The following is a 20,472-nucleotide window of genomic DNA, read 5'->3' as shown; positions in this document are numbered from 1 at the left end:
CCGCACCATGACTGACAGGAACAGCGTCACCCCCCGCGATGACGACTGGTTCACCGTGGCCACCGCCGACGGACCCATGCGCGTGTACGCCGCCCGCCCGGCCGCCCCGGCGGACCGGGCCGTGATCGTGCTCCAAGAGGCGTTCGGGGTCAACGAACACATCCAGGACATCACTCGCCGCTACGCCGCGCGGGGCTTTCTGGCCGTGGCCCCCGATCTCTTCCACCGCAACGGTGTCGGCACGCTCGACTACCGGCAGCACGCCGAGGCCATGCCCCTGATCGGGGCGATCGGGCCGGACGACATCGTCACCGACATCCGGGCCGTCCTCCATCACCTGGAGTCGGCGGAGGGCGTCGTCGTCGGCCGGACCGCCGTCAACGGCTTCTGCTTCGGGGGCCGGGCCGCCTTCACCGCCGCCACCGGCATCACCGGACTCGGCGCCGTCGTCGTGTTCTACGGCCCCGGCATCGCGTCCGGACCGCACGCGGTCGTGGACCGCGCCGACCGGATCGACGCCCCCGTCCTGCTGCACGTCGGCTCGGCGGACCCCGCCATCCCCGCCGACCAGGTCACGGCCATCGAACGGGCGCTCACCGCCGCCGGAGCCGACTTCGAGAGCCACGTCTACCCGGGCGTCGGCCACGCGTTCGCCTGCGACGCCCGGCCGCACATGTACGTCGAGGGCAGCGCCCGTACCGCCTGGCAGCGCACCCACGCCTTCCTCGACCGGCACCTGCCCGACGGCGTCCGACCCTCCGCCTCCCTCGACTGAAGGAACATGCCATGCCGAGCGTCACCGAAGTGCTCAGGACCGTGTTCTCCGAACAGGCGGACACGTATGTGAAACGCGACGAGCGACTGCTGCTATCCCCACCGCATCCCAACCCGTTCCCGGTGAAGTTGTGGAGCGATCACGAGCCACTGAGCGTTGTGCACTACCCGCAGGAGTACGAGGCCGTGCCGTTCGCCCCGCCGCGCGGCGTGTACGAGAGCGCCCAGGTCCGGGTCGAGTGGCAGACCATGGACAACCGCCAGCCCTTCTACCACCGCAACTGCGATGTCGACGAGATCTCGTACCAGATTGCGGGCGACCGCACACTCATGACCGAACTCGGCGTGGTGGAGCACCGCCCCGGTGAGTTCTCGCGTATCCCCCGGGGCGTCGCCCACGACAACTACGGCCGTCGCGAGAGCCATCTGCTGTTCTACTCGCCCGCCCCGGTCAGTGAGGAGACGGGCCCCTCGCGCCGGTCCGAGGCCGCGCTGCCGCCCTTCCCCGGCTGGGAACCCGGCGACCGCAACGAAGCGATCACCCAGTGCATGGGCACCCCCGGCCACGACATCACCGTGGCGCCCGTCGACGAACGGCAGCTCCTCGACCACGTCCACCGGGACAAGCGGCGGCTGAGCGTGCTCGCGCTTCCGGACTCGCCCGGCGCGACCTGGCTCTACCGCTCCGACACCTTCCGGCTCGGCACCGTACGGCAGCTGCCCGACACCCCGAGGATCTACCGCCGCACCCTCGACGCGGACGAGATCCAGTACCAGATCAGCGGCCGGCGCACCCTCGTCAGCCAGCGCGGGACCGTCGAGCTGGGCCCCGGCGATTTCGTGCGCATCCCGCTCGGCGTCGCGCACACCAGCCTGTGCGCCGCCGGGGAGAGCCGCCACCTCGCCCTCCACTCCGACCGTGACCTGCCGCAGATCGCCCGGACCACCAGGACCGCCGCGTACCTCGCGCCGGGCGACCTGACAGACCTGCTCGCCTGACTCCCTCGACCAGGAGCTCCACATGACCGCCATGCTCGCCGCGCGCGCCCAGCAGGGTTCCGACGCGCTGCACCTGCGCAAGATAGCCGTCCCCGAGCCGGGCCCCTCGGACGTCGTGGTCCGGGTCGCCTCCGCCGGACTCGCCCCCGGCATGATGACCCTGCTGGCCCAGGGCGCCTTCGGACACCTGCCCACCACCCTGGGGCACGAGGCCGCGGGCACCGTCGCCGCAGTCGGTGACGACGTCACCACGGTCGCTCCCGGCGCTCGAGTCCGGGTCCACCCCAACCTCAACTGCCGCGCGTGCGGCCACTGCCGGTCCGACCGCGACATGATGTGCCCGCAGCAGGCCATGATCGGACACGCCGCCTTCGGCGACGTCCCCATGCCGCTCTACGACCGCTACCACGACGGCGGCCTCGCGGAGTACCTGCGCGTGCCGCACTGGCTGGTCGACCCGCTTCCCGACCACGTCTCCTTCGACGTCGGAGCCAAGGTCCACGACCTGGCCAACGCCGTCCGCGCACTGAAGTGCGCCGACCTGCCCCTGGGGGCCACCCTCGTGGTCACCGCGGCCACCGGCACCATGGGTACCGCCACCATCAGACTCGCCCGCCACTTCGGCGTCTCCCGCCTGATCCTCGTCGGCCGCAGCGCCGAACGCCTCGCGGCCGTGCGCCACCTCGCGGACGGCGTCGAGACGCACACCGTCGCGCTGGAGGAGCTGCCGGGGAACTGGTCCGCCGACCGCGGACTGACCCGGGCGATCCGCGCCCTCGCCCCCCAAGGAGCCGACGCGGTCGTCGACTACATCCCGGACGGGCCGGCGACCGTGCAGGCACTGACCTCGCTCGCCACCGGCGGCACGTTCGTCCACATGGGCGCCAACAGGACCCTGCTGACGGTGCCGCTCGCCGCGATCATGGTGAATTGCTGGCGCATCGTGGGGACCCGCGCCTGTACCCGTACCGACGCCGAAGAGGTCCTCGCCCTGCTCGGACGCGGCAGCCTGCGCGCCGAGGACCTCATCACCCACCGCTATCCGCTGGGACAGGCCCACGAGGCGGTCGCCGCGCTCCAGAGCCGTACCGATCCGATCTGGATGGCGGTGGTCAACCCGTGACGGCGGCCCGCCGCGCACCCGTTCTCGTCGTCGGCGGCGGCCCGGTCGGCCTCACCGCCGCCAACCTCCTGGTGGCCCGGGGCGTGCCCGTGGTCCTGGTCGAGCGCAACGCCGCCACCAGCGACGAGGCCAAGGCCATCAGCCTGGACGACGAGTCCCTGCGCGCCCTCCAGCCGGGCGGCCTCGCCCAGCGGGTGCTCGACATCGTCGTCCCAGGCACGGGCACCCGCTACTACGACCGCCGCGGGCGCCCCCTCTTCCACGCCCGGGGACCGCGGCCGTACCGCCTCGGCCACCCGTTCAAGAACCAGTTCGCCCAGCCCGAGCTGGAGAAGATCCTCCTTGACGAGCTGAAGTCGCATCCGCTGGCCGACGTCCGGTTCGCCACCGAACTGCGCACCGTGCAGGAGCGGGCCGACGGCAGCGGAGTCACCGCCGGACTCGCGGCGACCGGCAGCGAGCCCGGCACCGAACTCCTCGACGCCTCCTGGCTCCTGGCGTGCGACGGCGCCCGGTCCTCCGTTCGCGAGCTGTGCGGCATCGGGATGACCGGGACCAGCCACCAGCAGGTGTGGCTGGTGGCCGACTTGACGGGGGACCGGCACGACGAGCGCTACGGCATGCACCGGGGCACTCCGGACCGGCCCACCGTGATCGTGCCCGGCCGGGGCGGACGCTGCCGCTACGAGTTCCTCCTGCACCCCGGCGAGGGGGAGAAGGGGACCACTCCCGGGTTCGAGACGCTGCGCCGGCTCGTCGCCCCCTACCGGACGCTCGACGAGGACCAGGTCGAGCGTTGCACCGCCTACACCTTCAACGCCGTCGTCGCCGACCGCTGGCGCCGGGGACACGTGCTGCTGCTGGGCGACGCCGCACACATGATGCCGCCGTTCGCCGGGCAGGGCCTGAACTCGGGGATCCGGGACGCCGCGAACCTGGTGTGGAAGGTCGAGCAGGTCTGGCGCGGGACCGCCGCGGCGAGCCTCCTCGACACCTACGAGGCGGAGCGGCGGCCGCACGCCACGGCGGTGGTGAACTACTCCGAGCGGCTCGGCGAGGTCGTCATGACCACTTCGCGGGCCCGCGCCCTCGTACGGGACCTGACGGTCCGTGCGCTGCTGCGGGTGCCGGCCGGGCGGGACTATCTCACCGAGATGCGGTTCCGGCCCGTCGCCCGGCACCGGGCGGGGCTCGTCGTCGGGGACCATCCGCTGACCGGCACGCTGCTGCCGCAGCCCTTGGTCCTTGTCCCGCCGAGTCTGCGTCCGCGCCCCCTGGACGATGTGCTGGGTGAGTCGTACGCCCTGCTGGGCGTCGACGTGACGGAGGCGGACTGGGCGCGCTTCGACACCGGCCACTGGCCCGACAGCGCGTTGGACGTACGGCGCGTGGACGTCCTCCTCGGCGACCGGCTGCCGTCGGCCGGGGGCCGGCGGACCGCCGTCGCGGACGCCGACCGCGGCCTGGAAGAGGCCCTCGGCGCCGCGCGCAACCGCTTCGTCCTGGTCAAGCCCGACCGCTACATCGCCGCTGTCATGGGTCCGGACGACATTCCCGCGGTCGCGGCGGTCCTCCGGCGAGGCCTGCGAGCGGCCGACGGTGAAGACCTGCCGGACTGATCTCGATCATTGATTGTTGCGAATGTCGAGAGCATATCCCTGAATAACAGGACTATTTCACGGGCCGGGGCGTGAGCCGCCCGGTGCCCTCGCGCCGATTCCCGTGTTCCCGCGCACTCCGTGTCCGCGGGCACCCCGTTTCTTCGCGCACGCCGTGCGCGTCGCTGTCCCGAGGAGATCCGCCATGTTCTCTGAAGAAGTTGTGGCCCTGCTCAGCAAGCGCGTCACCGGAGTCATCACCACGCTGCTTCCCGACGGCAGCCCGCACTCCGTCATCGCCGGTGTTGTCATCGAGGGCGACGAACTCGTCTCCCACACGGGCCCCGGCGCCCGCCGTCTGGACAACCTCCGCGCCGACCCGCGCATCAACATCATCGCGATCGACCCCGAGACCCCCATGCGGTATCTGGAGGTGCGCGGGACCGCGGTCATCGAGGAGACCAAGGGAGCTGACCTCGTCCAGACGTTCAAGGACCATGCCGAGAAGTACGACCTGCCGGAGGAGGCGGGCAAAGTCGCCCCCGAGGCGACGGTCGTCAAGATCCGAGTCACGCCGAGGAAGATCGGCTACCACGACCTGGACCCCAGCCGCATGGACCCCGAGCGGCTCCAGAACCGCCGTTCCTAGAGCGTGTCTTGGGGATCAGGCGAACCCAGCAAGATCCACAAGACACGCCTCAGGTCCTGTCCGGTCGACCTTCGTGGACCGGCCCGGGGCATTCGTTGGCTGACGCGGTGCCCCAGCCAACGGGACCCGCGTCGGGCCGGTGTCAGACGTCGGTGACGCGGAGGCCGGCGTGGGCCTTGTAGCGGTGGTTGACGGAGATCAGATTGGCGACGAGGGACTCGACCTGGTGAGTGTTGCGCAGCCGTCCGGCGTAGACGCCCCGTATGCCCGGGATCCGCCCGGCCAGGGCCTGCACGGTCTCCACGTCGGCGCGTTCCTCGCCCAAGACCATGACGTCGGTGTCGATCCGGTCGATGACGGGGTCCTGGAGCAGTACGGCGGAGAGATGGTGGAAGGCGGCGGTGACGCGGGAGTCGGGCAGCAGGGCGGCGGCCTGTTCGGCGGCGCTGCCTTCCTCCGGCTTCAGCGCATAGGCGCCCTTCTTGTCGAAACCGAGGGGATTGACGCAGTCGACGACGAGCTTGCCGGCCAACTCCTCCCGCAGTGCCTCCAGGGTGGCGCGGTGGCCGTCCCAGGGCACGGCGACGATCACGACGTCACTCCGGCGGGCGGTCCCGGAGTTGTCCGCGCCCTCGATCCCGAGGCCCAGCGCCTCGGCGACGGCCTCGGCGCGATCGGCCGCACGTGAACCGATGATCACCTTCTGGCCGGCCTTCGCCAGGCGATATGCCAAGCCCTTGCCCTGGGGGCCGGTCCCGCCGAGCACGCCCACGATCAGACCGGAGACGTCGGGCAGTTCCCACGGATCCTTCGCGGCGGCCTTGGAGCGGGTGTCGTGAGCGGGGTGGTGCGTGGTGGACATGGACAACCTTGTGGTGAGGGGGACGCGGGTGCGCCCCGCGAGGGGAGGAGGCGAGGGGACTACTTGGCGAGTGCGTCGGCCGGACGCTCCACGCGGGGCATGAGCGTGGAGACGAGGACGCCGAGGGTCGCCATGGCGGTGAGGAGGTAGTAGCCGTTGGTGAACGCCGAGTCCTGGTAGAAGGCCATCCCGTTCACGACGTTGGACTGATTCGACATCACGACGAACACCAACTGGAGCCCCAGGATGGCGATGACGGCGCCGAGCATGCCGCTCAGTCCGTTGGCGGGGGCCTGGTCGTCGGGCCCGACCACCGACACGATCATGGCGTTCGAGGTGCCCTGGATGACGCCGGTGCCGACGGCGACCACGATGCCGGTGAGGATGATCTCGGTCGTGGTGCGGTGGTACAGCGCGCACAGGAGGAGCCCGGCGGTCATCGTCAGACTGCCCGCGAGCCACACCGCGCGCGGCGGTACCTTGCGCAGCACGTACCCGGTCAGCAGACCCGCCGCGACCCACGCCAGCGCGGCCGGGATGCCGATCAGGGCCAGGTGGGTGAGGCTCCAGCCGAGGCTGGCGGACACGTGCGGAATCGCGGGGAACAGCGCCAGGAACGTCAGGACCGTGGGGGCGATGTTGGCGGTGCCGACGATGAGCGCCGGCCCGGTCAGCACGGTGGACACCGACCGGCGGCCCAGGATCCGGACGTCGAAGATGGGCCGCGGTGTGCGCAGTTCGACCACCACGAAGAGGGCGAACAGCGCGCAGCCCCCGATCAGGCAGCCCAGGATGCTCGCGCTGGTCCAGCCCCAGTCCCCGCCCATGCCGACGCCGATGGCCACGACGGACGTACCTGTGCCCATGAGGATTCCGCCCAGCCAGTCCAGGCCCGCCAGGCTGCCGCGGACCGGCGTCTCCGGGATCAGGGCGATGCACACGACGGAGAGCAAGGTCACTCCGGCCATCGTCCACAGCACGCTGCGCCAGCCGTGGTGGTCCATCAGCAGGCCCGCCACGAGCGGGGACGCCAGGGAGGCGCCGCCCATGACGGCACCGATGACGGTGTAGACGCTTGCTACGCGCTCACGCGGGAAGAGGTCGCGCACAGAGGCGAAGACCAGCGCGGCGACCGGTCCGTAGAAACCCGCCAGGGCTCGGCCGACGAGCATGACCGCGTAGTTCGATGACAGCGCCACGACCACGTCACCGGCCAGGCCGATGCCGATCAGCACGAGCATGACCTTGCGCTTGCCGCAGATCTGGCCGAACCGCATGGCGAACGGTGTGATCGCCAGGGTCACGATGAACAGCGTCACGCTGAACCAGGCGATGTGCGTCGTACGGAAGTGCTGGGCCACGGCCGCCTGCGCGTTGCCGCTCATGGTGCCCACGATCGCGATGACCTGGGCGGGCCAGGTTACGGCGGCGAGAAGGTACAGATAGCGCCCACGGGACATCGGCAGCGGTTTCTCGGCGACGGCTTCGGGCGATGTGACTGCGGTCATGGTGCGGCTCCTGTTGTCTGGGGGAGGTCTCACTCGGGAGGCATCCCGGAGTGCCCGTACGGGTGCCCGTACGGGAGAAGATCCGGAGGACGGCGAGCCGTGACGTGCCGGGGCGGTGGCCGCGCGGTGCGCCGAGCGGGTCAGATGAGCGTCTGCTGGACGGTGAAGACGGAGAAGCTGCGGTCCGGGTCGACCAGGCCGGACTGCCGTTCGTGGATGACGGCGCGGTGGCCGGCGTCCCAGGCGACCCGGTCCTCCACCGCCCGGAACGCGACGCAGGTGCCCGGGACGGCCGTCGTGCGGGTGAGGACCGGGTACGACACGGACCCGTCCGGATGGAGCGGCAGCAGGGCCTGGAACCGCGGATCGTGGAACGCGGTCCGGAGCGCGGACGTCGACTCCCGCACGGCCACGTTGGCGAGTACGTGGCTTCCACCGACGCCCTGGTGCAACTGGGCCGCGATGAAGCCCGGTTGGGTCATGATCTCGGAGTCCTGCCGCCGGACGTCGATGACCGCCTCGACCTGCCCCGGTGGGGCGGCAAACGTGTTGATGAGGGTCACAGGGCCTTCGTCGGGGACGGTCAGCTGCGCCAGGAACGTGGCGTCGGGCTCGATGTCCTTCAAGTTGATCATGTGAGGTTCCCAAGGGAGGAGGAGCCGGCCCGCGTCGGCGGAACGACCACCGACGGGCACGCGGGATGAACGACTGTTGCCTCACCGCCTGCCTGTCGGGCCGGGTCGACTCAGCCTTCGGGACGAGGCGGTTTATTCATCATGATGATTACAGTGAGATTGCCTGCTGCCCTTACAGCCGGTCAAGAGGTGTGCAGTCAATCAATATGACGTTTTCCTGAAAGCGACCTCGAACGCCGGGCTCTGCCAGCCGCGGGCGGGCCCGCGCCGACATGATTCGGCTTGGTCGCCCTGATCCTTCCGGTCTCGCTCGTTCGCGCCCGCCCACCCCGGTCACGTGGCCGACGTGAGGTATGTCGAGACGTGAGGTATGTCGAGCGTGGCGGCGGTAGGCCGAAAGGGCCCCTGGGCCGGGAACACCGTCCGCCTGCGGCAGAGGCGGGAACCGGGCCTGGGCGTCCACCCCTCGCGTCTACTGGCCCGTTGAACGGGCAGGGCCTCGATCCGTGCCCCGCGGCCACGAGCCGCCGATGTGGGGAACCGCCGTTCAGTTCGGGCCGGTCCCGGCCTCCTCGGCGATGGTCCCGGGCCAGGGCACTCTGATGGCGCGTCCACATGCGGTGGGCGTATTCGGTCAGGACCGGTGTGGTGTTGACGAGTTCGGCGAACGCGGTGAAGCGGGCGCCGGAGTCGCCGACGACGTCTTGCGTGTGGTGGATGTGCTCGCGCAGAGCCTGAGGAAGATCGACTGGCCCGGGGGGCGCGGTCGCTCACCTGCGTTGTGCGAAGGCAACGCGGAGCGGGTGACGAAGTTCGAGGAGGCGGACTGCCGGTGGCATGGCAGGTCTCCGCCCGCACCCATGCCAGTAATGCCGTGGCGGAGGAGAACGCATACAACCGGCCTTTCCCGGCTGCCGCGTGGCTGGAGCCGGGGGCGCGCTTCGTCCTGCTCGCTGCCGTCGGCCGCGGTCGGCTGAGCCGCCGACGCGCAGCCGAGCCGACCCTTGCGTGCGGCGTCGGCGGGTCGGTTGCTGGGCCCTGGTCTTCTGGCGCCGTTGGGAAAGCCTTGCGTCCTGTCTCACTGCGGCGGGTGATGGGGCCGCCGTGCTGCTCGTGTGACAGGACGTCCGCGTCGGTGTCCTGCTGGATGCCGAGGGTCTTCGTGATCGCGTCGAAGACCTCGGGTGGCGTGGGTGGCGTGTGACCGTCGGTCGCCCGGGGGAGGTCGACCAGGACCATGGGCGACGAGGCAGGCCCGGTCCAGTCCAGTCCAGTCCAGGGTGCCGGGCGCGTCCACGTCGCGCGAGGTCAAGCGCCGGTACGACCCCCACCCCGCGTGAGACCGTGGTGGGGGTGCTGATCCTCGCGGTGGGCCCCTGGACACCAGCCACGTGATCAGCAACATCCCGACGACGGTCGACGACGACACCGCGAACGCACGGGCCTACGCGACGGCCCAGCACTTCCCGCCTGGCGACGGACCCAAGCCGGAGCGCACCCGGCAGGCGCTGACGATGAACCGCTACGACGCCGACCTGGTCCGCGACGGCGAGACCTCGCGTATCAGGCGCCTCACCGTCGACAGCGCGTGGTTCTCCGGCGACCCGACCGTGCTCCTGGGCGAGTGACCGCCCACCCGACGTCCGCAGAGTGGTAGCAGCGGGTTGGGCCCTCCCTTTCGCCGGGAGGGCCCAACCCCGTTCGCGGAGACGGTCCGTGGGAGGCCTACGGAGCGAGCACGGACAGTGAGACCACCCGGGCGTCGTGCGTACCGCGCTCACCGACGGTGAGCGCCACATAGCGCGTGCCGCCCTTGGGGGTCAGTGTGCCGGTACGGCTCCTGACACGCAGGGCTCCCACCGGTGTGTACGTCAGCCCGTCCGCGCTGAACTCGACCTCGGAGGTCGGGATCCGGCCGCTCGTCCAGGTCACCCGTACCTCACCGACCGGAACCACCGCACCCAGGTCCACCACCATCCGGCCCTTCGCGCCCGGGTTCCAGGAGGTGTGCGGGTCACCGTCGACCGCGCCCGCCGGATCGGACATTCCGGGGGGCAGGGGCGTCGTCGGGAACGTGACACGCCCGAGCGCGAGATCCGGCAACGGATAGCCGGTGACGCCGGTTACGGACACCCGCTCCGTGCGCCCCCGGCGGACGTCGACACGCACGCTCCGGCCTCCGGGTGCCGTGAGGACGAGTCGGCACGGCGGCCCCGAGAGCGTGACCGTCGCCGCGTCGACGACCTCGGCGCGCACTCCGGCAGGGATGCGCGAACGCGTGTCCGACCGCAGGGTGAAACGGGCCGGCGCGATCGCCGCGGACGCGGCGGCCAGCTCCGCCACATGGTCGGTGCCGGTCGCCGTGACGGTCTGGGTCCCGGCGTACAGCTGGACCGTACGGGTGTCCTGCGCCACGGACACGGTGGTCCTCACCGCGGCGGCGGACAGGTTGAAGAGGCTGAGGTGTCCCCCGGCGACGCTGGCCTTCACCGCCGCGGCGGCGGCGACCGGAGCCAGGCGGGCCGCGGCGGCCTTCACGTCTGACGCCGACCCTCCCACGTACCCCTCGACCACGATCGGCTCGGCCGGTCCGTCGGACAGGACGAGGATGTCGCCGGAGACGGTGAGGGGGTTCTTCGCGTCCCGGACGACAAACCCGGCCCTGCCGTCGACGGCGACCCAGCCGCCGCCACTGGTGAGGTCGGGACGCGGATACCTGATGAGATCGGTCCACGCCTTCCCGTCCGCGGAGCCCTGGACCACATAACCCCGCCCCGCGGCCGCCTCCCAGCGCAGCGTGACGCGGTCGAAGCTCCGCGCCTCGCCCAGGTCGATGGCGAGCCAGCTGTCCGCCTTCGGACGGTCGGCGACGGAGACGGCCCAGCGGGTCGTGAGATCGCCGTCGACGGCGAGAGGCGCGCCCTTGCCGGTGTCCGCGGAGGAGGCCGTCGCGGTGCCGCCCCGTGCCAGGTCGGCGCCGTCGGCGCCGTCGCGCACCTCGACCGCGTACAGCGAGTAACCGTAGCGGGGGTCAGGGCTGATGCCCTGGACCCGTAGGTGACGGTACGACACCCGGGCGAGGGCGAGGTCGTCGGTGCGCCCGGCCGTCGAAGGCGGCGCGGTACCCGCGTCCTTGGCCGCGACGCTGACGCTGCCCTCGGCGGTGGTGTACGTACGGCTGCCGTCCAGCCCGGCGATGCCCGGCATCGTCAGGTTCCGCACCTCGATATGGCCCTCGCCCGCCGCCGTTCCGCCGGTCGCGTAGACGACGTCACCCGACGGCAGGGTGGTGAACCCGGCGTAGCCCGTGCCGAGTGTGAACACCGTGGCGCTGCCGTCGAAGCCGTCACGGACCCGGCTGTAGGTGGCGATGGTGCGTGTTGTCACGCTGCCCGCGATCGAGGGCAGGAACATCGGAGTGGTGCCGCTCAGCGCGAACAGCCAGTCGTCGTGGGCCGGTTGCCAGCAGAACTTGACGAAGCCCGGCTTGCTGACGGCCGCGGCCCAGGCCGCGGGGGACTGGTGCGCCACCAGCCCGGGGCCCGTGCCGAAGTCCTTCACCCCGCTCGCCCGCGCGAACAACTCCGCGTCGGTGAGGGGACGGACCGCCGCACCCTGCCCGGCCCGCCATTCGTGCAGCAGATAACTGATGGCGACCTCGGCGCGGGCCTCCGGCTCGTACTTGGGCTCACCGGAGAACTTGGTGAGCCGGTAGGCCGGCGCGTACGCCTGGTAGGCCGCCAGGCGCTCGGCGAGCGCGGCCTCGGAGCGGGCCGCGGCCCGGTCCCCCAACACCTGGGCGAGGAAGGCGATCGGGATGACGTCACGCCCGTACAGGTACTCACGGTCGTTGACCATCGGCATCAGCGGTTCGCCCGCGTCGCTCATGACGGTGAGCAGGGTGTCCCAGAGCGGACCGGCGTTGGGCTGCGCGGTGAGCACCTGGGGCAGCGGACGTCCCGCGGTGATGAAGTGGGCCGCGTTACGTCCCGACGTACGCCACAACTCCTCCTGGTAGTGCGGGCCGAAGGAGTTGTGGTTCTCGACGATGAACGTGTCGTACAGGTTCTGTGCCGTGTTGTCGCTGATCGCGACGCCGTCCACGAGGGCGGGATTGGCACGGTCCGCGACCGGAAGGCCGGCCTCGTTGCGGCTCCACCGGCCGAAGGCGTCGCTCCAGGCGTCATGGCGAGGGTCGTCGGCGGCCCAGGCGAGACCCGGCGCGAGCGACTGGGCGTAGACACCCATCTCCTCCAGCTTCGTGTCGCCCACGTGACCGCCGGTGAGGCCGTTGGGCGTCCAGCCGCCGGAGGCGGGGTCGTTGGCCGTGCCGAGCGCCGTCGTGTACGCGGCCTGGGCGCGGACAATGGTGTCGATGTTGGTACGGGTCGTGTCGTCCAGCTGGTCCCACAACAGCCGGGCGGCGAGCACGAAGTACAGCTGGAAAGTGGTGTCGAAGAACAGGGTGCGGCCCCATTCGGAGCCGCCGGTGAGGCGGTTCGACGCGGCGAAGTGCGTGAGGGTGGCGAGGGTACGCGAGCGCAGGGTCTCCTTGTCGATCCCGGCCCGCTCGGCGTCGTAGGTACCCCGGGTGAGCAGGAGGGCATGGCCGAGGACCACCGCGAAGCCGAAGTCCTTGGCGGTGTAATAGCCCTTGGCCGCGTCCCACTGTGTCTCCGACCAGCGGGTGTGCGTGAGCAACGCCTGATGGTAGGCGGCGGCGACATCGTCCGGCGGCGCGGAGTGGGGCGCCTGCTCGTGGCGGTCGGCCGCCGAGGCGGGTCCGGCCTCGGCCAGGGAAAGCGGCACTGCGGTCAATGCGGCGGTCAGGCCGGCGAGTTGGGCGAAACGGCGCCTGTTCAGTTCGGCCGGTTGATGGGTCACGCGCATGCACCTCCTGGGGCACGAGGCTTCGACAACGTTGTCAAGCGCGCTTATTCTTGGACCAGGCAGCCGGAACGTCAAGGAGTCCGACCGGTCTCCGCCCAAGGCGGCTTCATCGGTTCGTGAGCTCCCGCGGTGCCGGATCGCGCTGCCTGCGCAGGTCAAGGAACGCCTCCGTCGTCGCGCTGGGGCGCCGGTTCGCGGCGATGGCGACCGCGAGTTGCCACCGCAGTTCGTGGTCGGCCACCTCCAGGACGTCCAGGCCGGTGTGATCGCTGACGAGGAAGCGGCTGAGGAATACGATCCCGAGCCCCGCGCGGATGGAGTGCACGGCGGTTCCGATGTCCGCGACGTCGAGGGTCACCTCCCGCTCGACCCGGAAGGGTGCCCTGTGTCCGGTGTACGGCGTCCTTGGCCGCGCTCGCGGAGCTGAGCGTCTCCCGTGCCCGGGACAGGAACACACTCCGGCGGCGGTCAGTGTGACGGCGTTGGGATTCCGGGCGAACAAGGCGGAGCCCAGTGGCTCCGGGCATCACACGCGTTGCTGACATCCATCACGAGAAATCGCCGGCTGTGATGGCCACCCGGTGTGACCGTGAAAGAGGTCGAAGCGTGATGAACGTTTGTCGAATTCCGGACAGCACACCTCTTGACTTCATGGCCGGATCTGGATGACTGTTGCTCCCGTACGCAAACCGGTTTGCAACGAAGGAGCGCAGATGGTGGAGACGGGTGGTGCGCCCAAGGGGACTCCCGGGCAAACCGGTTTGGAGGGCGACCGGCCCAAGGGGCCCGCGACCATTTCCGACGTTGCCGCACGGGCCGGAGTGAGCAAGACGACGGTCTCCCACGTCCTGTCAGGACGGCGGCCCGTTTCCGAGGCCACCCGCCGCAAGGTGACGCGGGCGATCGAGGAGATGGGGTTCCAGCAGAACTTCTTCGCACTCGGCCTGTCCGGTCGCCGTAGTCAGACCGTCGCCCTGGTCGTCCAGGACCTGACCAACCCGTTCTATCCCGCGCTCGCACGGGGTCTTCAGCAAGCGGTCGGCGGGCGGGACTACGTCGTCCTGCTGGCGGACGTCGGAGCCGGCACGCCACCGATCGAGGCCTTCCTCAACGAGGCCGTCCAGCGCCGCGTCGACGGAGTGGTCGTGGCCGCCGTCGACGTACCGGACCGGCTGCTTGAACCTCTGCTCGCCTCAGGGGCCCGTGTGGTGACCGTCGGCTCACCTCGGCACGGGACGTCGACCGACGTGGTGTCGTCCGACGATGAGAGGATCGCCGCCGACGCGGTCGCCTACCTGCACGCCCAGGGCCACCGGAACCTGGGCATCATCTCCGGACCCGTCCGGGTCGCCCCCGGTTCCGCCCGCCTCGACGGTTACCGGCAGGCTCTGCGCGACCACGGCCTGCGGCCGTTGCGGGCGGCCGAGGCGGTGGGGGACTGGACGAGGGACTCCGGGGCCAAGGCGATGCAACGGCTGATGGACCTGGAGCGCCGGCCCACAGCGGTTTTCTGCGCCAACGACCTCATGGCGATCGGCGCCCTCGATTCGGCCCGTTCGCTCGGTCTGTCTGTTCCCTCGGATGTCGCCGTCCTGGGTGTGGACGACATCGACGCGGCCGGCCTTGTCAGTCCTTCCCTGACCACGGTGCGGGTCCCGGCCCAAGAGATCGGGCGTGTGGCGGGAGAGCTGCTGCTCGCCCGCATAGACGATCCCTCCGGAACGCCGCTAGACGATCCCTCCGGAACACCGCGCCGCGTCCTGGTTCAGCACCACCTCGTTCACCGTGAATCTGCCTGAGGAGCTCACAGCTCGTGCACGACGTACTTGACCCACGTGATCTCGTCCCCGACGAAGCCGAACAGCTTCTGTCATCGGGCTACGCTGCCGGAGAACTGCTGGACGCGGCTCGTCGGGCCGCCGCGGTCGACGACCTCGCGGAACTGGCCTCCATAGCGGAGGCACTGGGCGCTCTGCGGCGCTCCACCAGCTGGGACTACGACGAACCGTCCGACGCACAGGAGATATGGGCGGCCCTCGCCCCGCCGTCACCCGCCCGGCCTGTCTTCGCGGAACAGCTTCCCCGCCGACTCGCGGGTGCCTGGCTGGGACGGTGTGTGGCCAACACGATGGGCAAACCCGTCGAGGGACTGACGCGGGACGAGGTCGCCATCTACCTTCGGGCCGTCGGCCAATGGCCGCAGACCGGATTCATCCCTCTGCTGGACGAATTGCCCGCCGGGGTCAGCCACCTGCATGAATCGGCACCGTACGCGTCAGCCGGCCACTTTGACGCCATCCCGCGGGACGACGACCTGGACTGGACGATCCTTGGCCTGCACCTGCTGGAGACGTACGGGCGCGGCCTGACGACAGAGGACATAGCCCACGAGTGGCTCGACCGCATTCCCTTCACCCAGACGTTCACGGCGGAGCGGGCCGCGTACCGCAACCTCGTCCGGGGCCTGCGGCTGCCGCACACGGCCACCCATGACAACCCGTACCGCGAGTGGATCGGCGCGCTGATCCGAACCGACATCTACGGCTATGTTCAGCCGGGCAAGCCACGCACCGCGGCGAAGATGGCGCTGACCGACGCGGTTCTGTCACACACCGCCAACGGGATCTACGGTGCGATGTGGTCGGCCGCACTGGTCGCCGAGGCCCTGGTCGCCACCGAGCCGGTGGACGCCCTGCGCGCCGCACTCACCGTCGTCCCACCGCGCTCCCGGCTCCACGTGAGCCAGGCCGGTGTGCTGCGCCTGTTCGAAGAGGGTGCCACCGCCGAGGCGGCGCAGCAGTGGATCGACAAGGAGCTGGGCGACTACAACTGGGTGCACACCGTCAACAACGCCGCCATCATCGCGGCGGCCCTCCTGTGGGGTGAGGGTGACTTCGTCCGCACGGTGGCCCTCGCCGTCAGCGCCGGTCGTGACACCGACTCGACCGCGGCCACGGTCGGCAGTGTCTTCGGTGCCCTGCACGGGTCCGACGCCGTACCCGCCCGGCTGGTGGAACCGACCGGGGGAGTGGTCCGCAGCGCCGTACGGGGCTTCGACCGCATCACCGTCACCGAACTCGCCGCACGGACGGAAGCCGTCCGTGTCGCCTTCGAACAGGAAGTGCACGCATGACCGCCACCCGCAGGATCGTGATCGACACCGACCCCGGTCTGGGCGAACCCGGATCTGACATCGACGACGGCCTGGCCATCGCGTTGGCCCTGCGCTCGCCCGAATTGACCGTCGAGGCACTGACCGTCGTCAACGGCAACGTCGATGTCGACACGGGAGTCGACGTCGCCAGGCGTCTTACCCAGCGACTGGGGCACCCGGACCTCCCCGTCCTGCGCGGCGCCGACCGGCCACTGTTGCGCGACATGGCTCCTCTGCGCGCACTGTTCGACGATGTCGTCGGTGACCGTCCCGCCGTCCCCACGGCAGCGGACGACCGGCTCGGACCGACCAGCGACCTCACAGCTGCCGCGTATCTCGTGGAACTGGCAGCCGCGAATCCGGGCGAGATCTCGGTGGTCGCCATCGGCCCCATGACCAACCTGGCGCTCGCGCTGCGCCTCGACCCGGCGTTCGCCCAGAACGTGGCGGAAATCGTCATGATGGCAGGCTCCGCCACCGGGTACGCCCAGAACATCACCGTCGTCGGCGACTTCAATGCCTACGTCGACCCGGAGGCCCTCGCGATCGTCCTGGCCAGTGGCGCCGGACTGCGCATGGTGGGCATCGACCAGACGTCCCGGGTGCGGCTCACCCGCGACGACGCCGCAGTGCTGTCCTGCGGCGACTCCTTCGGCCGCTGGGCCGGAGAGTGCGCGCTGGCCTGGATCGAGTTCCTGTCCAGGGCCTTCCCGCTGCGCCAGGAGCATCGGGAGGCGTGCTTCCTGCACGACCCACTCGTTGTGGCGGCCTTCATCGACCCGTCCCTGTGCACGTGGGCCGACGCCCATGTCGCCACCGACACCACCAGCGAGCTCGCCCGGGGCCTGGTCGTGGCCGACCGTGGCCTCGCCCTCGCCCCGCCACTCGGACCCCCCAACGCCTCGGTCGCCGTCGACACCGACGTGCCTGGCTTCGGCCGCCTCTTCCTCGATCGCCTTACCGGTACTTCTGCCGGCGATTGACCGCAATCCCATGACCGTCAGAGAGGACCGTCATGAAGCTTCCCGTCCTTCCCCGTCCTGCCCGGGCGGCAACACAACTCGCAGTCGGCGCGATCGCCGTGGCCCTGCTGGTCACGGGCTGCGGTTCCGGGACCGGTTCGTCCGGCGGCGGACAGCAGCCGGTCGGCCTCACCTCGGCCGACGCGCTCAAGGATCCGACCAAGCCGGTCACGATCAACTACGCGGGCGCCGCGTACTCGGCCGACGACATCAAGCCGGTGCTCGAGGCCTTCCACGAGGAACACCCGAACATCACCGTCAACTACCAGGCGGTCCCGTTCGACCAGTTCAACAGCGTCCTCAGCACCCGCCTGAGCCGCAAGGACTCGACTCTCGACGTCTACGACGTCGACATGCCCCGTACCGACGCATACCAGGCACGGGGCTGGCTCACCGACCTGTCCAAGGCGTTCCCGGACATGGCGGGCATGGTCGACAAGACGTCACTGGACGCCGCGACCAGCGACGGAAAGCTCGTCGCGATGCCCTTCCAGACGTCGAGCCAGCTGCTCTACTACAACAAGGCGCTGCTCAAGAAGGCCGGCGTTCCCTTCCCCTCGGCGAAGCCCGCCGACCGGCTGACCTGGGAGACGGTCACCGCCGACGCCAAGAAGACCCAGCAGGCCGGCGCCAAGTATGGACTGGTGCTCGATCAAGTCAACCGGTACTACCAGTTGCAACCCCTGGCCGAGAGCCTCGGCGGCGGCTCAGGCGCCGGCGGCGACAAGAACCTGACTCCCGAACTGCAGACCGCGGGCTGGGAGAAGTCGATGGACTGGTACAGCTCGCTGTTCAAGGACAAGATCTCCCCTCGCGGCGTGCCGGTGGCACAGACTCCTGACCTCTTCGCCTCGGGCCAGGTCGCGTTCTTCCCCGGCGGCCCCTGGTGGGGCCCCAAGTTCGCCGCGAACCCCGAATTGGACTTCGGCGTCACCGCCTACCCCTACTTCAAGGGCGGCAAGGCGGTCACCCCCACCGGCGGGTGGTCTCTCGGGCTGAACCCCGCGAGCAAGAAGGCGGTCGCCTCCGAGATCTTCATGAAGTTCATGGGGCTCGACAACGGTGGGTTCGCCCAGTACATGCCCAGCCTCGCGGTACCGCCCTCCAACACGGCGGGTACGGCGAGCTTCTACGACGAGAAGATCTTCAAGGATCCTCGCATGGCGGGCGCCGTGGACCTGACCAAGTACGAACTGGCCAACACGGCCACGCTGCGTGCGAGGACCACCGGCTACGTCGAGTTCGAGGACACGCTGTCCAAGACCTTCGACGACATCAGCAACGGCGCCTCCGTGAAGAGCGCGCTGTCGTCGGCCACCAGCACGATCAACCAGGCGTGGGCGAAGTACCGCTGACCCATGCGAGCCGACCGGCCGGGGCGAGCCGATGGAGCCCCGGCCGGCGAGAGGGACACCCGCAATGACACTCACAACGCACCCTCCGGAAGCCGGAGAAACAGCTCCGCCGCCACAGCGCAAGGGCAGCCTTCACCGGCGCAGGCTCGTAGGCAACCTCAGCGCGGCGGCGATCTTCCTGACACCCGCGCTCGCGCTCATCATCGTGCTGCGGCTCGTCCCGGTCATCCAGGCCGTGAACGACGCCACTCACACGAGTCTGCCCGGCAGTACGCTGCCGCCGCGCTTCGTCGGGCTGGACAACTTCACCGCCTTGTTCTCGTCCCACGCCTTCTGGTCCTCCGTCCAGCAGACCCTGATCTTCAACGTCATCGTCAACCCGTTGCAGATCGTGCTGGCACTGGCCCTCGCGGTGCTCCTCACCCAGAACCTGCCGGCCACTGGCATCTGGCGCACACTGATCTTTCTGCCCGCCGCGGTCCCGATGACCGGTTCCGCAGTGGTATGGGGTATCGCGCTGCGCCCGGACGGCCCCGTCAACGCAGCGCTCGCCGGGGTCGGCATCCACCAACAACCCTTCCTCACCGGACAGGGACAGGTCGTCGCGAGCCTCATCCTCATCGCCAGCTGGATCGGCGTCGGTTACTGGATGATCTTCCTCATCGCAGGTCTCAACGACATCCCGACCGTGTACTACGAGGCCGCCGCGATCGACGGAGCGGGGCCGCTGCGCCGCTTCTGGTCGGTGACGCTTCCCCTGCTCCGTCGGCCGCTGTTGTTCGTCCTGGTCGCCGACACCGTCTCGAACTTCGTACTGTTCGCGCCCATGCAGATCCTCACCGACGGGGGGCCGCAGGGAAAGTCGAACTTCCTCATGTACGACATCTTCCACAACAGCTTCGAGCTCGCTGATCCGCACACCGCCGCGGCGGAACTCCTTGTGCTGCTCGCCCTGATGATCGTCATTGTCGCGGTTCAGTTCCGGCTGCTGCGCAGCGCCGAGGAGAACTGATCATGAACCGCACCTCACTTCCGAACCCTGGCCCGTCCGCAGCCTCGACACCCAGCCGCACCGGCCGTGTCGTGCTGGCCGTCATCGCCGTCGTCGTAGGCATCACCTTCCTCCTGCCAGTCCTCTGGCTCATCGCCAGCACGTTCCGCAGCGCCACCGAAACCTTCGCCGGCAACTCCTCCTTGAACTGGCACATGCTGTGGCCCGAGCACTGGACCCTCAGCAACATCCACTCGGCGATCGACAACGGCTTCCTGCGCAACCTCTCCAACAGTGTGATTGTCGCCGCCCTGACCGTCGTCCTCGGCATGGTGATTTCCGCGATGGCAGCCTTCGCGCTGGCGGTGGTCGACTTCCCGGGCCGTAAATTCGTCTTCGGTATGGTCGTGCTGAGCTTCCTCGTGCCCTTCGAGGCCATCGCCATCCCCTTGGCACACACGTTCAGCGACTGGGAACTCACCAACAGCGTTCCCGCCCTTGTGCTGCCTGGACTGGGGAACGGACTGGCGATCTTCACACTCCGTCAGTTCTTCCTGGGCATCCCGTCGGAACTGGCCGAAGCCGCACGTGTGGACGGTGCCGGGTGGCCCCGCATCTTCCTCAGGATCTACCTTCCACTGACCCGCCCGGCGCTCATCGGTACCGGTCTCATCCTGTTCCTCTTCCAGTGGCAGGCTTATCTGTGGCCCATCCTTGTCACCACCAGTGACGGCAAGGACCTCGCACCCGTCGCCATCGCCAAGACCTTCAACGCGTTCAGTAGCGACTACGGCCGCGTCTTCGCCGAGACAGCGGTGCTGGCAGTCATTCCCGCCGTGATTCTGCTCGGCCTGCAGCGCTACTTCGTCGCATCAGTCGCCACCACTGGGAGTAAGAATTGACCCGCGTAGC

17 protein-coding genes are annotated in these 20,472 nt (G+C 69.8%); 12 read left to right on the top strand and 5 right to left on the bottom strand.

The window, feature by feature from the left end; genetic code table 11:
• The first annotated feature begins 7 nt into the window (after positions 1–7).
• The 5 genes from ACFV6H_RS34125 (at position 8) to ACFV6H_RS34105 (ending at position 5,143) form a co-directional block, all read left to right on the top strand.
• Positions 8–775, top strand: a complete 768-nt coding sequence (locus ACFV6H_RS34125) for a dienelactone hydrolase family protein (RefSeq protein WP_385550233.1) — start codon at positions 8–10, stop codon at positions 773–775.
• 11 nt (positions 776–786) lie between these two features.
• Complete coding sequence (locus ACFV6H_RS34120; RefSeq protein ID WP_385550230.1) at positions 787–1,773, top strand: hypothetical protein; 987 nt, start codon at positions 787–789, stop codon at positions 1,771–1,773.
• A gap of 22 nt (positions 1,774–1,795) precedes the next feature.
• Complete coding sequence (locus ACFV6H_RS34115) at positions 1,796–2,896, top strand: alcohol dehydrogenase catalytic domain-containing protein (RefSeq protein ID WP_384985987.1); 1,101 nt, start codon at positions 1,796–1,798, stop codon at positions 2,894–2,896.
• Complete coding sequence (locus tag ACFV6H_RS34110; RefSeq protein WP_385550227.1) at positions 2,893–4,515, top strand: bifunctional 3-(3-hydroxy-phenyl)propionate/3-hydroxycinnamic acid hydroxylase; 1,623 nt, start codon at positions 2,893–2,895, stop codon at positions 4,513–4,515. The genes ACFV6H_RS34115 and ACFV6H_RS34110 overlap by 4 nt, the downstream gene beginning before the upstream one ends.
• Before the next feature lie 184 nt (positions 4,516–4,699).
• The gene (locus ACFV6H_RS34105; protein ID WP_385550224.1) at positions 4,700–5,143 is read left to right on the top strand and encodes a TIGR03618 family F420-dependent PPOX class oxidoreductase; all 444 of its coding nucleotides are present in this window, start codon (positions 4,700–4,702) and stop codon (positions 5,141–5,143) included.
• 142 nt (positions 5,144–5,285) lie between these two features.
• Here ACFV6H_RS34105 and npdG read toward each other — a convergent pair whose 3' ends face one another.
• The 3 genes from npdG to ACFV6H_RS34090 form a co-directional block, all read right to left on the bottom strand.
• Entirely contained in the window at positions 5,286–6,005 is a 720-nt protein-coding gene (gene npdG / locus ACFV6H_RS34100; protein WP_385550221.1) for an NADPH-dependent F420 reductase, read from the bottom strand.
• Between the two features lie 59 nt (positions 6,006–6,064).
• Positions 6,065–7,513 (bottom strand): MFS transporter, encoded by a 1,449-nt coding sequence (locus ACFV6H_RS34095; protein ID WP_385550219.1) that lies wholly within the window; start codon positions 7,511–7,513, stop codon positions 6,065–6,067.
• 140 nt (positions 7,514–7,653) lie between these two features.
• Positions 7,654–8,148, bottom strand: a complete 495-nt coding sequence (locus ACFV6H_RS34090; protein WP_385550216.1) for an antibiotic biosynthesis monooxygenase family protein — start codon at positions 8,146–8,148, stop codon at positions 7,654–7,656.
• A 1,376-nt stretch (positions 8,149–9,524) separates the two neighbouring features.
• Between ACFV6H_RS34090 and ACFV6H_RS34085 the strand changes: the two genes are divergently transcribed.
• The gene (locus tag ACFV6H_RS34085) at positions 9,525–9,776 is read left to right on the top strand and encodes a nuclear transport factor 2 family protein (RefSeq protein ID WP_385550417.1); all 252 of its coding nucleotides are present in this window, start codon (positions 9,525–9,527) and stop codon (positions 9,774–9,776) included.
• A gap of 97 nt (positions 9,777–9,873) precedes the next feature.
• Here the strand turns inward: ACFV6H_RS34085 and ACFV6H_RS34080 are convergent, their stop codons facing one another.
• Together ACFV6H_RS34080 and ACFV6H_RS34075 are read right to left on the bottom strand one after the other, a co-directional pair.
• Complete coding sequence (locus ACFV6H_RS34080; RefSeq protein ID WP_385550213.1) at positions 9,874–13,038, bottom strand: discoidin domain-containing protein; 3,165 nt, start codon at positions 13,036–13,038, stop codon at positions 9,874–9,876.
• 106 nt (positions 13,039–13,144) lie between these two features.
• Positions 13,145–13,495, bottom strand: a complete 351-nt coding sequence (locus tag ACFV6H_RS34075) for a LysR substrate-binding domain-containing protein (RefSeq protein ID WP_385550415.1) — start codon at positions 13,493–13,495, stop codon at positions 13,145–13,147.
• Positions 13,496–13,751: 256 nt separating this feature from the next.
• On the opposite strand from ACFV6H_RS34075, the gene ACFV6H_RS34070 reads away from it, so the two are divergent.
• The 6 genes from ACFV6H_RS34070 to ACFV6H_RS34045 all read left to right on the top strand — a co-directional run bounded on the left by ACFV6H_RS34070 (position 13,752) and on the right by ACFV6H_RS34045 (position 20,462).
• Positions 13,752–14,837, top strand: coding sequence for a LacI family DNA-binding transcriptional regulator (locus tag ACFV6H_RS34070; RefSeq protein ID WP_385550210.1), 1,086 nt, complete (start codon positions 13,752–13,754; stop codon positions 14,835–14,837).
• Positions 14,838–14,851: 14 nt separating this feature from the next.
• Complete coding sequence (locus tag ACFV6H_RS34065) at positions 14,852–16,171, top strand: ADP-ribosylglycohydrolase family protein (protein WP_385550207.1); 1,320 nt, start codon at positions 14,852–14,854, stop codon at positions 16,169–16,171.
• Positions 16,168–17,175: a nucleoside hydrolase gene (locus tag ACFV6H_RS34060; RefSeq protein WP_385550204.1), complete on the top strand. Its 1,008-nt coding sequence runs from the start codon at positions 16,168–16,170 to the stop codon at positions 17,173–17,175. Before ACFV6H_RS34065 ends, ACFV6H_RS34060 begins: the two co-directional genes overlap by 4 nt.
• A 32-nt stretch (positions 17,176–17,207) precedes the next feature.
• The gene (locus ACFV6H_RS34055) at positions 17,208–18,569 is read left to right on the top strand and encodes an ABC transporter substrate-binding protein (protein WP_385550201.1); all 1,362 of its coding nucleotides are present in this window, start codon (positions 17,208–17,210) and stop codon (positions 18,567–18,569) included.
• A 64-nt stretch (positions 18,570–18,633) separates the two neighbouring features.
• Positions 18,634–19,581 carry a carbohydrate ABC transporter permease gene (locus tag ACFV6H_RS34050; protein WP_385550198.1) on the top strand — a complete coding sequence of 316 codons (948 nt, stop codon included), beginning with the start codon at positions 18,634–18,636 and terminating at the stop codon, positions 19,579–19,581.
• A gap of 2 nt (positions 19,582–19,583) precedes the next feature.
• Entirely contained in the window at positions 19,584–20,462 is an 879-nt protein-coding gene (locus ACFV6H_RS34045; protein WP_385550195.1) for a carbohydrate ABC transporter permease, read from the top strand.
• The last annotated feature ends 10 nt before the right edge of the window (positions 20,463–20,472 follow it).

This window comes from Streptomyces sp. NPDC059743 (assembly GCF_042732975.1).
GTDB lineage: Bacteria > Actinomycetota > Actinomycetes > Streptomycetales > Streptomycetaceae > Streptomyces.
Note: the sequence above shows the minus strand (reverse complement) of the source record. Positions and strands in the feature narration are given on the sequence as shown.